Source organism: Pseudomonas sp. Z2-11 (assembly GCF_054161305.1).
The window spans coordinates 5,046,730-5,061,422 of record NZ_CP096395.1 but is presented as its reverse complement, the minus strand read 5'-3'; the positions used below and the strand labels follow the sequence as shown (position 1 = coordinate 5,061,422).

Sequence of the window (14,693 nt, the reverse complement as noted above, 5' to 3'; positions counted from 1 at the left end):
GATGGTTATCTATGTCCATTCGCTTGAAACTGCTCAGAAAAAAACTCGGCGTGACGCTGGACGTCCTGGCCGAAAAAACCGGGATGACCAAGAGCTACCTGTCCAAGGTGGAACGGGGTCTGAGCACGCCCTCCATCGCCACGGCGCTCAAGCTGTCCAAGGCGTTGAACGTGAAAGTCGAGGAATTGTTTTCCGAGGAAAACGTCCCGCTCGACAGCTACAGCCTGGTGCGGTGTGACGATCGCCAATCGCTTGCGGCGAACCCTGGCAGCTCTGAATACGCAGTGTTGGCCCATCAGGTTTCCGAGCGAACCTTGCTACCCTTCATCCTCTATCCCCCGGCCGAATTCGCGGCGCATCATGCGTTCAAGGAACACACGGGTGAGGAGTTCCTGTTTGTTCACGAAGGCCAGGTGGAAGTGGACTTCATGAACGAGCGCGTGCTGCTGAATCGCGGTGACGCCTTGCATTTCAATGCCCAGAAACCCCATCGCCTGCGTTCGGTTGGCGACGTCCAGGCCCAATTGCTGGTTGTTGTGCACAGTGCCGAAGCGGCGGAGTAGGACCACGGCCAAGGTGAGCCCGCCCGATACCGGGCGGGACTCGGTCAGGCTTATTTCAGGGCGACCTTGGGAAAGTCGACAGGAATGTCCAACGCGACGTTGATGTAGTTGGTGAACAAGTTCAACGCGACATGAGCGATGATCTCGACAATCTGTTCATCGCCAAAACCGTTGTCCCGCAGGCGCTGCACGTCGGCGTCAGTCACCTGTGCGCGCTGCTCGACCACTATCAGGGCGAACGCCAGGGCCGCAGCCGTCTTGGGGTCGCTGGATTCTCCGCGCTGGGCGGCCGCCATGTCGGTCGCAGACACACCGGCCTTTTGGCCCAGGGCCGTGTGCGCGGCAAGGCAGTATTCACAGCGGTTGCGGTTGGCCACGGCTACCGCAATCTGCTCGCCAAGCCGGGCACCCAATGTGCCTTGGCCCAGGGCGCCGAAGGCCGACCACATGCTTTTCAGCGCGGCCGGAGAATTGGCTACGCCCTTGAACATGTTGGGCGTTGCGCCAAAGGCCTGTTGAATCTGGGCCAGCATTGGTTGGCTGGCGGCGGGCGCTTGTTGTGGCTGAATGTTGATACGAGTCATGTGTTTCTCCAGTGATGGGGCGGGGCAATACAGGGAGGCGAGGCGGCATTAGTGCTTGACCTTGCCGGGCAGGGACAGGTCGCCCGAGGCCACCTTGAACACGTCGGCGACGCACAGCAGCGGGTTGTGCACACTCGCGTTCACGCGCAGGGCGGCCGTGACGCCATCGAACGCGCCGGCCTCGACCGGGCCGATGTCGTCAAACGGCACGCGCACCTCGACGGTTTTCTGATTGATCGTCGGGGTCCACCCCGGGCTGTCGATCAGGATCGGTAACCCTGGCCAGGTCTTGGGCACGCGAGGCTTGGCCCCTGCGGGAATGTCGACGACTTTCAGCGCATCTTTTCCACAGGCCGGGTCGGGCTGCAGCACTACCCAGTGCGAGTGCCAAAGATCACCATCGTTATCCAGGCGCCCGTCGCGGTTCTCGTCGAACAGCGGGGTATCGTCGAAGTCGGGGTGTGACGTGACGGCGAAGGCCAGGATTCCGGACTTCGGCTCGAAACCGATCACCGAAGGGTCCAGGCTGGTTGGCCAGACATACGAGAACACGCTGCTGCCGGCCAGCTTGCCGCTGGCGGCAGGGCGTACGGTGCCGGCCTTGCCGGAAACGGCCATATGGAAAATCGCCACATTGCCTTCGGTGGTGATGCTCGTGTGGACGATATCGAAAGGCGCCTTCACAGCCTTCGCCGGTTTGCTGGTTATGCCGTCTTGATGTGCGGCCTCGTGCGCGCTGACGCTGGCGCTCAAGCCAAGCAGCAACGAAGCGCAAAAGAGGGGAGATCGAGAGAGTTTCATGGTGAGCCCTACTGCCCAGTGAGGTGGTGCTGGCAGTATAAGGAGCGGGTCTGTACTATTTGGCTCTTAACGTACGACTAACGTAGCTATTCGTTCAGAATGCAAACACTTCCAACCCTGGACCGGCTCTCCGGCATCCTCGACCACTTCCGCGTGCAAGCGCAGTTGCACCACACCGGCGCCCTGTGTGGTGTAAATCGCTTTGATGCCGGCGAGGGGTTCGGCTACCTGCACGTGCTTCGTCGCGGTCAACTGAAAGTCAGCCACCCCGGTGGGCAAGGCTTGCCCTCGATGAGCTTCGAAGAACCGTCGCTGCTGTTTTATCCCTGCCCGATCACCCATCAATTCCATAACCCCCCGGCGGAAGGCTCCGACTTCACCTGTGCGCGACTGATGTTCGAGGGCGGCGCACGCAACCCCCTGGCGCGGGCACTGCCGCCCTTGATCGCGTTGCCGCTGGCCCAGGTACCGGGCCTGCACGCCGCGCTGGAGCTGCTGTTCGCCGAGACCGACCACGTGCGCTGCGGCCAGCGAATGCTCGCCGACCGATTGTTCGAAGTCGTGGTGCTGCAACTGCTGCGCTGGCTGCTTGATCACCAGGAAGCCGGCATCCGCCCGGGTCTCATCGCCGGGCTGTCAAACCCGCGACTGGCGCGAGTGCTCGTCGCCATTCACGAAGACCCGGGCGCCGCGTGGACGCTGGAGCGCATGGCCGAACAGGCCTGCCTGTCGCGCACCGCATTCGCCAACACCTTCCGCGACATCGTCGGCCAAACCCCCGCCGACTACCTCACCACCTGGCGCATCGCCCTGGCCCAGAGCCGCTTGCGCCAAGGCGAATCCATCAAGAGCCTGACCGAAGAGCTTGGCTACACAACCCCATCGGCACTTTCACGCGCGTTCACAGCCAAGGTCGGAGTGTCCCCTCGGGATTGGTTGGCGCAGATAGCCACAGGCCAGAAAGCTGGTTCTGGCTTACGAGGCAGGTCGCGTCAGTAAAGGCCTACAGACGCTGACGACCCGCGTTCGCAAGGCCACGTCGCCTTGCGCCGTTGCCTACAACTACGCCAGAATCCGCCGACTTGTGCGCCTTGGGTGGTGTCGGTAGCTTGGGTCCTGTCACTGCTCATCAGTGATCGGGTTTAGCAGCTCGCCGAGTTGAGTCGCACAAGCGTCGTCAGTCAGGAATCCCCATCCCTGCACTCGATGGTGGCTGTGCGCAGGGCGTCCTCGGGCGCGCCGATTTCTCAACTCGTCGGTCTGCTAACCTGCGTACAGCTGCCTCCCAATTCGTTTAGCAGCGAGCGGGTCGCAGCTCAACCAAGAGAGTTGAGATCATGAAAAAAATAACACCGAACCCTCCTGCAGCAGACGAATCGATATCCCGCGCTGAGTCCGCCCGCAACAAAGAACTCGAAGACGCCACCAATCGCGCTCTGAATTTCTACCTGAAACCCAAGCCTGAGGGCGAAGCGCCCGACAACTCCAGCACACTGTTTCGTATTGATCCTGATGTTGATAGCGAGTGTTTGCTCGCGAACTTGAGCGAAAGCCTGGCTTCGGCGAATGCGATGATCAATGACTTGGCGTTTGATCTGGAAGGTTCCCGGCGGCATGTTGCGTTGGGGATTTTGCAGTTGATTGAGCTGAGTGAGCTCTTGGCGAATCGCGCGTTGGATATTGTTGAGGCGCGGTAGTTAATCGGGGCAGGAAGGGTCTTGCACAGCGGGACCTTTCTTGTTCGGCACAGCTGAAATAGCCGGCGCTTAGCTGCTTATTATTTGCCAATGCCTTTCCGCTAATAGAAACTCCCGGCCTCACCAGACTCGATAAGGATGCGAGCATTGAAGTTTGAGAACGGTCAGTTTTCTGGAAGCCATGGAATTGTCTTCAGCGTATCGCGTTTTACTCTGTCAGCCGATGAGCGGGGTAGCCTCAGGACGCTGCATTTCGGCGAAGCGAAAGCCGCCCATTATGAAGTCAGCAACCGGGTGGTGGAACTCTACGACAAGATGCTCGCCAAGGATTTACCCTGCCAAATGACGGTCGGGATCTCCAAACCCTTGACCCGGCAGCAGGGGGATCTACTCAACGCCCAACGAATGAGTATCGCCAACCTCACCAGTGGCGTCTTCGCCGCAGCGGCAGGCAAGGTCATGCCCGCTGCGGTCATCCCCGTAGGATGGGCCGTCCGCGAATTCACGCTAGGCAAACTGCCGACCTATCACGCCGGTGATGTCATCATCAGTCTGGATGCGCAAGTCAGCGGGGGCATAGGGCCGCAACACTCAGGGTCCTCCATGATTATCAAGACTCGGGGAGGCTAGTGCGATGAACGAATATGGCCTATATGCCCTGGCGTACGCAGTGTTCCTGTTGTTGTTTTTTTATATGAAAACTTACGGCCTCAGGAAATGGCTAGGCATTGCCCTGGTCGTTCTAGGGTTTGCGAGTATTTTTGCGCTGCCGCCTCTGATCTCCGGTGTTGACCTGGGTATCGTCTCGACCAGTGCAATTGGCATCGGAGCGGCACTGTTTTTCAGCAGGGCCAGGTATACGGTGTGAACCAGGGAAAGTGCTGACTAGCAATGCCGGCATTTCAACCGATGGCGAAAGCGATGGCTCCGGCTGATTGCGCAACCGTACAACCCTATTGAAAGACTGGTCGGTCTTGCAACCCAAGGCTTTCATTCATCCATGTAATCGGTTTTCCCTCCCATGAAAAAGCTGTTTCTCGCGTTGCTTTCGGTCGCCCTGCTTTCCGGGTGTGTCACCAAGTCCTTGAGTGTCGAAGACCGTCACCAGATCAAAACCATCAAGATCCTTCCGGTGTACTTTGCCGTGCAGAACTTCAAGTACACCAGCATGACTCAGGCCTGGGGAGCAGGCTTGGGTGCCGGAGCAGGTGCCGCAACCGGCATGGCGGCCGGAGCCTCCAGCGCCGCCACCAGCGCATTGACCGGCGCCGGCTCGGTCGCGGGCACCAAGGCGGCAGACGGCGCGACGGTGGATATTTCCCAAGCGATTCTGAACAACATGCAGGCCCACGGTATCGATGTAGGCAAGCTGGTGCGTGAAAGCTTCGAAAGGCGCATCAAGCAAGAAGGGCTGTTCACCATTGTTGCCGACGGCGAGAAAGCGGACGCCGACGTTGAAATCATGGTCATGCAATGGGGGCTGAGCCTGAAAAACTACAGCACCGTGCTTTACCCGGTCATTGGCGTGAACGGATTCATGAAGCGCGGCGGTACATCGGTTTGGCGCAACTTCAATACCATCTCGCCATTCAATGAAAGCAATACCCTCGCTTACACCCCTGAACAGTACGCCACCGATCCCGAAGCACTGCGCGCGGCGTTTTTCCGCGTATCCGATCTGGCAGTCGGCAAACTGATTGAAGACCTGAAACAATAACTGCCCAGGCGAACCGCAGTGCTGCCTCATGGTTCAGGGGCGATGGATGGCCGTTGCGTCAGCCGGGGCTGTCAGACACCGGACGCCCCCCGCCCGTAAGCCCACATCACCTTGCGCCTTTACCTACAACTACGCCAGAATCCGCCGGCTTGTGCGCCTTGGGTTGCGTCGGTAGTTTGGGACCTGTCACTGCTCATCAGTGATCGGGTTTAGTCGCCCAGGGTGAAACAGGTTGTGCAAGGCGTCATCCAGTCGGGATTTCCATCCCGCACTCGATGGTGGCTGTGCGCAGGGCGTCCTCGGACGCGCCGGTTTCTTGTTTCCCCGGTCGACTAACCTGCGTACAGCTGCCTCCCATCGTTTAGTCGCGAGCGGGTGATGGCTCCAACTACAGGAAGCAAGACGATGGCAAAAGTTACTCCAAACCCACCTGCGGCAGACGAATCCGTATCCCGCGCCCAATCTGTCCGCAACAAGAAACTCGAAGACGCCACAAACCGCGCGTTGAATTTCTACCTGAAACCCAAGCCTGAGGGCGAAACGTCCGAGAATTCCAGCACGCTGTTTCGTATTGATCCTGATGTGGATACGGAGTGTTTGCTTGCGAATTTGAGCGAGAGCTTGGCTTCGGCGAATGCGATGATCAGTGATTTGGCGTTTGATCTGGAAGGGTCGAGAAGACATGTTGCGTTGGGGATTTTGCAGGTGATTGAGTTGAGTGAGCTGTTGGCGAATAGGGCTTTGGATATAGTTGAGGGGAGGTAGGGCAGCGGAGCTTCGTGCTGTCTGGATCGGAAAAAAGGTCTTGCCCAGCGAGACCTTTTTTACCGAGGGAGACTGTCGCGCTCCATATAGTACGTGGCTTTGAAAACGAATTATAAGCCGGGATACACGCTGGTCAGGCTACAGATTGTTCATTTGATGATAGAGCAATCGGCCGCCCTGCTAAGCCCCCAGAGTCATATCGTGTTTACCAACGGTTCCAGTGTCCAGCCAGCCCATTAAACGCGACCGTGTTGAATTGGTCTGGATGTTGAGATTTTTTCAGTGTGTGGAGAGCAGAAAACTCGTCGAGTTGAGCAGTCCTGGATCAGACGTGTGCTCCAGAGTCGAGTGGTTGAATGCCTTTTTTTGGGAGAGGCTTTGCCGCATGCTCCATGCCGCGATATCCGCAAATGATTTTGGCGTGTCGCAAATCCGAAGGCCGCGGAGTGAAAGGAGGACGGGGCGAATGTGGTCGCTGTGATTGAAACTACGGGATTATCACGTCAAGAGGCCGTGTCTGGCTACGAGTCGCATGCGGTATGATGCCCGGCTATAAACCCACACGCGGGCTAAGCTCATGGTCAGTGTGGCTAGGCGCTTGACCAAAACATTGGGAGTAAAAGGCCTGAATTTTTACGATTTTTTTAGTGGCTGTGGTGGTACCAGTCGCGGCATGAGTGCTGCGGGCATGGCTGTGCGCTTAGGTCTCGATATTGACCCCGATGCAGCTAGGACTTTTCGTGCCAATTTCCCCGGCTCGGAGTTCATCTGCCAGGACATTCGAACGTTGAAGATATCGGATGTGGCTCATCACGTGGTTAGAAATAATCAGCCGACAGTGTTCGGCGCTTGCGCGCCATGCCAACCATTCTCTAAGCAAAATCGACAGAAGAAAGGCGATGATGTTAGAAAAACTTTGTTGCCTGAGTTTCATCGCTTTGTGCAAGAGTTTAGGCCAGAGTATATATTCATTGAGAATGTGCCTGGAATGCAGTCGATGGATAAGGTGGGGCCGTTCACAAGATTTATAAAGTTTCTTAAGAAATTAAACTATTGGTATGACTATAAAGTTGTAATGGCTTATCACTACGGGGTGCCCCAGCGGCGGCGACGTTTAGTGTTGATAGCTAGTTCGCTTGGCCCTATATATATCCCTCAGCCTACGCATGGCCCAGGTACAGAACAGCTGAACCTGCCTACAGTTGGAGAGTGGATATCCGGACTTCCAGTATTGCGCGCTGGAGAGACCAATAAAGATGATCCGGTGCATCGCGCTGCTCTTTTGTCCGAGCTTAATTTGGAGCGAATATCAAAAACTCCTGTTGGAGGTGGACGAGAGGATTGGCCGGAGCATCTCTGGTTAGACTGCCATCGAGATCACGGTGGGCATTCTGACGTTTATGGTCGGATGTCTTGGGATAAACCGTCATCGGCACTCACTACTAGATGCATAAGTTTATCTAATGGTCGATTCGGCCACCCTGAGCAACACAGGGCTATAAGTGTACGTGAGGCAGCGTGCATTCAGACATTTCCACGTGACTTTGTATTTCATGGGAATTTAAATTCAATGGCCCGACAAGTCGGGAATGCAGTCCCTGTTAGGATGGCAGAGGTATTTGGAATGGAATTTCAGAGGCACTATACGCAATACTTGCAAGAGCAGGTGGCCTAAATGGCAAGGTTCAAGGTCAGAGCAAGAACCGTAGATATGTTAGGCCGGCAGCAAATTGCCGGAATTCCAACTGCCATCAGTGAGCTATTTAAAAACGCGCATGATGCGTATGCTAGAAATGCTGAAGTTGATTTTTTCAGAAGTGATAATCTTTTAGTCCTTCGAGATGATGGCCTAGGAATGACACGGGAGGATTTCGAGAAAAGATGGCTGACGCTGGGAACCGACAGCAAGGTTGGAGCTAAAGGGCTCGCTAGGCCGCCGAAAGACCCAAGTCAAGAGGAACGTCCCATACTTGGCGAAAAGGGGATAGGGCGCCTCGCTATCGCTGTGCTTGGCCCTCAGGTTTTGATCGTCTCTAGAGCGAAGAGAGACGATTTGCTTCCCTTGAATACTGTCGTCGCTTACCTAAATTGGGGCATGTTCGAACTTCCCGGATTAGATTTGGAAGAAATAGTTGTTCCGATTAGAGAGATAGATTCTGGCTCGATGCCAGATGCTGTCTTAGTAGAATCAATGACCTTGGAGGTGATTGAGTCTCTTGCAGAACTTAAACACAGGATTGATCCTATTTCTCTAGAAGTACTTATCCGCCAAGTTCGAGATTTTAAAGTAGATCCTGAACTTCTTGCATCGGAGTTGGACCAACCTTCACTGAAGGGCGAAGGCTTCGGCACCCATTTTTACATTACCCCAACCGATGATTTGATCAAGGATGACATAGATAACAGAGCTGACGAGCGCAAGGCTACACGGTTTGAAAAAAACCTAATCGGCTTTACCAATACAATGACTCCAGGCTTTAAGCCTCCTCCGATTCTGACAAAGTTTAGAGACTATATAGATGAGGGGGCACCAATTGAGCGCATAGGTGATAAGGCGTTTTTTTCTCCTCAGGAATTTGAGGAGGTAGATCACCATGTAATTGGGACGTTCGACGAGTACGGACAGTTTCAAGGTAAAATTGGTATCTACCAGAAGGAACCCGAGCCATACGTATTAAACTGGGATAAGTCTGATGGCACTCCCACTGCTTGCGGAAAATTTTCTTTGTCATTTGCCTACCTTCAGGGCGCAGAGAGAGACTCACTTTTATCAAGTGAAGAGTACGCAAAGCTAAAAATGAAATTGGATCGACATGGTGGGATTTATATCTACCGTGACGGGGTGCGTGTTCAGCCCTATGGGGACTCTGACTACGATTTCCTCGATATAGAAAGACGGCGAAATTTAGGTGCTGGCTATTATTTCTACTCTTATCGTCGCCTATTCGGGGTTATTGAACTAAATGGGACTGAAAACAGCCGTCTAACTGAAAAGGCAGGTCGTGAAGGGTTCAGAGAGAACAAAGCATATCGAGATTTTCGTTCGATTCTGATGAATTTTTTCATTCAGTCAGCTGCGGATTTCTTTCGGGAGGATGGACGTTACTCCGATCAGTGGCAGGAAACCAAGTTAGAGCTCAATAGTAATGCTGATGTTAGGAAGAAAAAGGCGGCGCAGGTTAGTCTGAAAAGAAATGATTTAAAGTCTGAGTTGGAAACCTTCTTTCATAAGGTCGATGAGCGAGCGCCTGAAACAAAACTTCAATCTTTGATGCGGGGAACGAAGACGAAGATAGAGGAAATTCTGAAAGGGGATCAATCTAAAGGTTTCAAGGCCGCATCAATTATGCAGCTCGAAAAAGAAACTTTGAACTCCATAAGATATGAAAGAAAATCAATGACGATCGCCAAGCCCAGAGGGGTTGGGTTGTCAAAGGCTTTAAGCAACCAATGGGTAGGTTATGTGGAACAGTCTGCCAGGTTGGAAAGTGAAGTTTTTCAGCAAGCTGAAGTGGAAGTTGAAAAGCTAATTTCCAGCATGGCGAGTATTAGCGATATTCCTATCGATAATGCTACAAGGTTGGAAGAATCTATTCGGGGCAAAACCGATTTGGTTCTAAAAGATACCAGAAAGTTAAAGTCCGAAACTGAAGAGCTAATAGCGAGCGTAGCTGATCAGGTAAGGACTGCGGCTAAGGATTGTTTTCGTGCCGTTAATCATGTTGTCGATGATGCGCTAGCTGAACTATCTAATCATCAGAGATCCTCCGCTGAGTTTGCTGATCTTTCGATAATCCGCCAGTCGCTTGAAGAAAAAATAGAAACGGTCTTTTCGCTTGAAATAAAAAAGCTGACGCGACTAAAGGATCAATTGAGCACCGTCCAGTCTCTTCAGAATGCAAGCGCCTACGATACGGCGGAGCTCGCTGAAGCTTTGGAGGAAGAGCTTGATGCTCTGCAGGAACGACGTGATGCAGATCTTGAGTTGGCACAAATTGGTATGGCCCTCAGCACCGTTACTCACGAGTTCGAAAAAACCGTTGGATCCCTCAGAGATGGCTTTAGACGACTGAAAGCATGGGCCGCGGAAAATCCCGCTTTAAATGAGCTGTACTTAGATATGCGGAGTAGCTTTGATCATCTCGATGGCTATTTGACACTTTTTACCCCCTTAGACCGTCGCCTGTATAGAAAGCCAACCGAGATTACCGGGAAGCATATCTTTGACTTTTTGCTCAATCTGTTTTCAGACAGACTAAAGGAAAATGATATCGAATTCTCTGCAACCCCAGAATTTTTGGAAAGTTTTATAGAGGGATATACGTCGTCTTTCTATCCGGTATTCGTAAACCTTGTAGATAACTCAATTTTTTGGTTGGAGCGCGTTCACGGTCGTAAAAGAGAAATTATATTATCGGCCAATAATGATGAGTGGATTATAAGTGACACTGGTCCAGGTATCAGCTCTGGGGACAGAAACAATATATTTTCGCTAAATTTTTCGCGACGTCCAGGTGGGCGAGGTATGGGGCTTTACATCTCCAGGCAATCACTCGACAAAGTTGGTTATGAGTTGACTTTAATCGATTCCCTCGTCGGTGCGACCTTTATGTTGAAGCCAAAAGCAGAGTTTGTCGGTAAGGAAAGCCTATAGTATGGAAGCCACAAAGTTCAGTGTTGATAGATTAGCCGCGGCCAAAGAATTCGCGCAAACAATGATTGTCGTGGATGACCAAGCTAAGGGGACTGCGACAGTGGAGAAAGTATCGCCGCTTAACGTGCCAAGAAGAGGTGTCGCCAGAGCTGCTGCTCAGAGCGAGGACGAACTTAAAAAAAGCTCTATGATTGATCATCAGTTAGATTCCAAATTGTTGATTGATACGGCGATGGAGTTAGGACTGATTTGTTCAGTGCTCTGTCCAGCAAATAAGGACGAAGATATCGTTGATCGAGTGGTAAAAGCTGCTGAGCGGGTCGATATAGTTAGTCTTGATTGGGAGATGTTTGGAGATTCAGGTAAGACCGCAATAAAGTTAATTCGTGGGATAGTTTTGTCTGATCTTAAGAAAATGGGGCGGTTGCGGCTTATATCCATTTATACCGGAGATAAGCGTTTGGCAGATATTTTGGCTAGTATTCTCAATGCTTTTGATGATCCAGAACGATCCTTGCTGAAGTTACGATTGGACGGAGCTTCGCTATCTGGGAAGGATGGTTTAAAAATAATTTGCTTGTTTAAGAAGCATGGTACCCAAGTGTTGCCGCAATTTGGTGAATTTCAGGTTTCAGAAAGCGAATTGCCAAGCCGTCTGTTAAGTGAGTTTGCATCTATAGCTGAAGGTTTATTATCAAATATCGCTCTTGCAACTGTAGCTTCGATACGCAGCGTAGCACACCACCTTATATCTAGATTTAATGGGAGAATGGATGGCCCCTATTTCTTGCATCGCGCTTCAATAGGCACTGCCGAAGATGCTGAACAGTATGCGTTGGATATAGTTTTGAGCGAGTTGAAAAGCGTGGTGGACAGAGATGGGGTCGCACGCCGATGGGCAGGTTCTGAGGCGATAACTAATCGCATAGATGCAATGGCTAAGAATGGAGAGTCCTTAGACTTTCATTTCGAGCGTGACGGTAAGGCGCTCGTAGCTAAAGCACCCATCACGGAGGTAAAGCAATTTGTGATCTCCGGACGGAATGACCAATTATTTTCCTTCAAGAGTGAACCTAAGCCTATAAGAAAAGAGTATGAGAAAAGTTTCCCATCTGTGTTTTCTGGAAGTTTGAAGGAAGCCCAGGAAAGTATGTATGAATTTGCTTCTTTGACAGGGGTCAGGAGCTTTCCGGGAAGCAGGGTTTTCAATGATGGAAGTGGTGCCCTTCCAGTTTTGCGGTTAGGCACAATAATTAGGAGCTCAGTGTCAGAGTACTGGTTATGTCTACAGGCTGCTTGCGACAGCGTGAGGGTAACGAAGAAGACAGCGTTCTTTTTTGTTCCGCTGGAAGTGGTGGATTCGCAGCCAGAACATGTAGTACCAGTTCTGGATGCAAAGGGGAATGTTTCCTATGTAGGGTTGAAGCTTGCTTCTAAGGCCTATACTAAGGCTGTGTCTTATATTTTTGAGCCAGTTCTTTGTGATGCATCGTTATGTGTGTCTGCAGTGAAGAGAAGTAAAGGCGCATTTTCTTTTACCGATGTCAAAGGCAATAGCTATCTTTGGGTGGCTGACTTAAAGCAGCGTAGGGCATTAAGAGTTTCGCAGAAAGTTGGGTCTGAGTTAGCACGAATCGGCTTTGATGAGTTTGAACCATTTAGAATTTCGAAGGAGTAATTCAGCTATATATAGGTACGGACATGCCTATATATATTTCTGCTAGAGGAAACCTGCGAGTTTATAATCCGTGTAGGAGGCGGCCCCCCAGGGAGGACCCATGATTCTAGGTTTCGCGAGCTGGTCTGAAGTCGCTTACAAAGTCAGAGCGGATGATCTGGATCACGAACGAGCGAAAAAAGACGCGCAATTCCGTGGTGGTGGCGCGTACTCTTCCGCTGAAGGCCACCGCTTGCTTCCGATGCTTGCTTGAACGCCTTTTCGGCACGCTCCTCGGCTGCGTCGTCACCGTCGGCCTAAAGAGGAGGAGCGACCTTCTCAAAGAACGTCGCGCAGATAATCCCTGAGCGTGACGGCCGGAGAATGAAGCTCCGCCATGGTCTGCACCGCATCAAAATCCTCCGCCAACCGCCCCAACTCCCGCCCCAACACCGTATCCACCCCACCAACCGCCCCCAACGCCAAACCCAAACACCGCCCAATCTCCCCCTGAATCCCAACCAAATCCCCCCGCCGCACCAACAACCCAAAAACCTCCCGATCACAACCCCCCATCAACGGATCATCCCGCAAAATCGGACTGTGACCCTCCGTCTCATAAGCCAGCTTGAGCGAGTAAAGAGCGACCGTTTCCAGCAGCAATTCCATGGGGTGAGATCCTTGGTGACCGGGTGAAGGGGGTGGGGTGGTGGTTTATGCCTTGGCGGTGGCAGTTCGGAGTATCGGTGTGGGCAGTGACTTTTTTGTGAGCGCTTTGCGCTCAAGCGGGAGCAAGCTCCCTCGCCACGGGTTTTTTCCTGCCACCAGTTCTTCCTTGCCACAGATCCTTTCCCATTAGGGGTTTGGTATTTTGGGCTGCTTTGCAGCCCAGCGGGGATGAATCCCCTCGCCACGCCCTGAGGTGGGATTTGCGTTGCTCGCGGCAAAGCCACTTTCCTGCAGACGAAAAAAAAGACCTTGAATTTCAAGGTCTTTCTTTAAGATGGTGCCCCGAGGGAGACTCGAACTCCCACTCCTTTCGAAAACGGATTTTGAATCCGCCGCGTCTACCAATTCCGCCATCAGGGCTCAATGGCGGCGAAGTATAGAGAGGTGCCTACCGTTGGTCAATCACGTTTCATGGTGAATTTTTGATAATTCCGCTAGACTTTCCGGCCCTGCTAGACGAACCCCATCATGCGTGTTGCTGACTTTACCTTCGAACTCCCGGATTCGCTGATCGCTCGCCACCCTCTGGCCGAGCGTCGCGCCAGTCGACTGTTGACCCTGGACGGGGTCAGCGGTGCCATGGCTCACCGTCAATTCACTGATTTGCTTGAGCATTTGCGCCCGGGCGATTTGATGGTGTTCAACAATACCCGAGTCATTCCGGCGCGGTTGTTTGGCCAGAAGGCCTCCGGCGGCAAGCTGGAGATTCTGGTGGAGCGGGTGCTGGACGGGCATCGGGTGCTGGCCCATGTGCGGTCGAGCAAGTCGCCCAAGCCGGGCTCGTCGATTTTGATCGACGGCGGCGGTGAGGCGCGGATGGTGGCGCGGCATGATGCGTTGTTCGAGCTGGAGTTTGCCGAAGAGGTGTTGCCGCTGCTCGACCGCGTCGGGCACATGCCGTTGCCTCCTTATATAGACCGCCCGGACGAAGGTGCGGACCGCGAGCGTTATCAGACCGTGTACGCCGAACGCCTGGGGGCGGTGGCGGCGCCGACGGCGGGGCTGCATTTTGACCAGCCGTTGCTGGAGGCGATTGCCGCCAAGGGCGTGGAGACGGCGTTCGTGACGCTGCACGTCGGCGCCGGCACGTTCCAGCCGGTGCGCGTGGAGCGCATCGAAGATCACCACATGCACAACGAATGGCTGGAAGTCAGCCAGGAAGTCGTCGATGCCGTGGCGGCTTGTCGCGCCCGCGGTGGGCGAGTGGTGGCGGTGGGGACCACCAGCGTGCGTTCCCTGGAAAGCGCCGCGCGCGATGGCGTGCTCAAGCCGTTCAGTGGCGACACCGACATCTTTATCTACCCGGGCCGGCCGTTTCATGTGGTCGATGCCCTGGTCACCAACTTTCATTTGCCCGAATCCACGCTGTTGATGCTGGTTTCGGCGTTCGCCGGTTATCCCGAGACCATGGCCGCCTACAAGGCCGCCGTCGAGCATGGGTACCGCTTTTTCAGCTACGGTGATGCGATGTTCATCACCCGTAACCCCGCGCCACGCGGGCCCGAGGAAACCGTATGAGTCGCACC

General features: G+C 53.4%; 15 protein-coding genes and 1 tRNA gene. 12 read left to right on the top strand and 4 right to left on the bottom strand.

Translation table 11 applies throughout. From position 1 onward, the window contains the following. Positions 1-11: 11 nt before the first annotated feature. On the top strand, positions 12-563 hold the full coding sequence (locus tag M1E16_RS22495; protein WP_458128411.1) for a helix-turn-helix domain-containing protein: 552 nt from the start codon (positions 12-14) through the stop codon (positions 561-563). A gap of 50 nt (positions 564-613) precedes the next feature. Here the strand turns inward: M1E16_RS22495 and M1E16_RS22490 are convergent, their stop codons facing one another. Then, positions 614-1,147, bottom strand: a complete 534-nt coding sequence (locus M1E16_RS22490) for a carboxymuconolactone decarboxylase family protein (RefSeq protein ID WP_458128410.1) — start codon at positions 1,145-1,147, stop codon at positions 614-616. A gap of 48 nt (positions 1,148-1,195) precedes the next feature. Next, complete coding sequence (locus M1E16_RS22485) at positions 1,196-1,831, bottom strand: hypothetical protein (protein ID WP_458128409.1); 636 nt, start codon at positions 1,829-1,831, stop codon at positions 1,196-1,198. A 216-nt stretch (positions 1,832-2,047) separates the two neighbouring features. Between M1E16_RS22485 and M1E16_RS22480 the strand changes: the two genes are divergently transcribed. The 10 genes from M1E16_RS22480 to M1E16_RS22435 all read left to right on the top strand — a co-directional run bounded on the left by M1E16_RS22480 (position 2,048) and on the right by M1E16_RS22435 (position 12,712). Next, complete coding sequence (locus M1E16_RS22480; RefSeq protein ID WP_458128408.1) at positions 2,048-2,947, top strand: AraC family transcriptional regulator; 900 nt, start codon at positions 2,048-2,050, stop codon at positions 2,945-2,947. Positions 2,948-3,285: 338 nt separating this feature from the next. Further along, the gene (locus M1E16_RS22475) at positions 3,286-3,645 is read left to right on the top strand and encodes a DUF6124 family protein (protein ID WP_458128407.1); all 360 of its coding nucleotides are present in this window, start codon (positions 3,286-3,288) and stop codon (positions 3,643-3,645) included. A 147-nt stretch (positions 3,646-3,792) separates the two neighbouring features. Continuing rightward, on the top strand, positions 3,793-4,275 hold the full coding sequence (locus M1E16_RS22470) for a hypothetical protein (RefSeq protein ID WP_458128406.1): 483 nt from the start codon (positions 3,793-3,795) through the stop codon (positions 4,273-4,275). Between the two features lie 4 nt (positions 4,276-4,279). Next, positions 4,280-4,513, top strand: a complete 234-nt coding sequence (locus M1E16_RS22465) for a hypothetical protein (RefSeq protein ID WP_458128405.1) — start codon at positions 4,280-4,282, stop codon at positions 4,511-4,513. Between the two features lie 153 nt (positions 4,514-4,666). After that, positions 4,667-5,362 (top strand): hypothetical protein, encoded by a 696-nt coding sequence (locus M1E16_RS22460; RefSeq protein ID WP_458128404.1) that lies wholly within the window; start codon positions 4,667-4,669, stop codon positions 5,360-5,362. 405 nt (positions 5,363-5,767) lie between these two features. Continuing rightward, a complete protein-coding gene (locus M1E16_RS22455) occupies positions 5,768-6,127 on the top strand; it encodes a DUF6124 family protein (RefSeq protein WP_458128403.1) in 360 nt (119 codons plus the stop codon). 598 nt (positions 6,128-6,725) lie between these two features. Continuing rightward, entirely contained in the window at positions 6,726-7,802 is a 1,077-nt protein-coding gene (locus M1E16_RS22450) for a DNA cytosine methyltransferase (protein ID WP_458128402.1), read from the top strand. Continuing rightward, complete coding sequence (locus tag M1E16_RS22445) at positions 7,803-10,781, top strand: ATP-binding protein (RefSeq protein WP_458128401.1); 2,979 nt, start codon at positions 7,803-7,805, stop codon at positions 10,779-10,781. Between the two features lies 1 nt (position 10,782). After that, complete coding sequence (locus tag M1E16_RS22440) at positions 10,783-12,459, top strand: response regulator receiver domain (protein ID WP_458128400.1); 1,677 nt, start codon at positions 10,783-10,785, stop codon at positions 12,457-12,459. Positions 12,460-12,559: 100 nt separating this feature from the next. Further along, complete coding sequence (locus M1E16_RS22435; protein ID WP_458128399.1) at positions 12,560-12,712, top strand: hypothetical protein; 153 nt, start codon at positions 12,560-12,562, stop codon at positions 12,710-12,712. Between the two features lie 65 nt (positions 12,713-12,777). Here the strand turns inward: M1E16_RS22435 and M1E16_RS22430 are convergent, their stop codons facing one another. After that, a complete protein-coding gene (locus M1E16_RS22430; protein ID WP_458128398.1) occupies positions 12,778-13,107 on the bottom strand; it encodes a hypothetical protein in 330 nt (109 codons plus the stop codon). A 335-nt stretch (positions 13,108-13,442) separates the two neighbouring features. Then, positions 13,443-13,527: transfer RNA gene (locus M1E16_RS22425), tRNA-Leu, on the bottom strand. Positions 13,528-13,635: 108 nt separating this feature from the next. On the opposite strand from M1E16_RS22425, the gene queA reads away from it, so the two are divergent. Further along, on the top strand, positions 13,636-14,685 hold the full coding sequence (queA, locus tag M1E16_RS22420) for a tRNA preQ1(34) S-adenosylmethionine ribosyltransferase-isomerase QueA (RefSeq protein WP_458128397.1): 1,050 nt from the start codon (positions 13,636-13,638) through the stop codon (positions 14,683-14,685). The last annotated feature ends 8 nt before the right edge of the window (positions 14,686-14,693 follow it).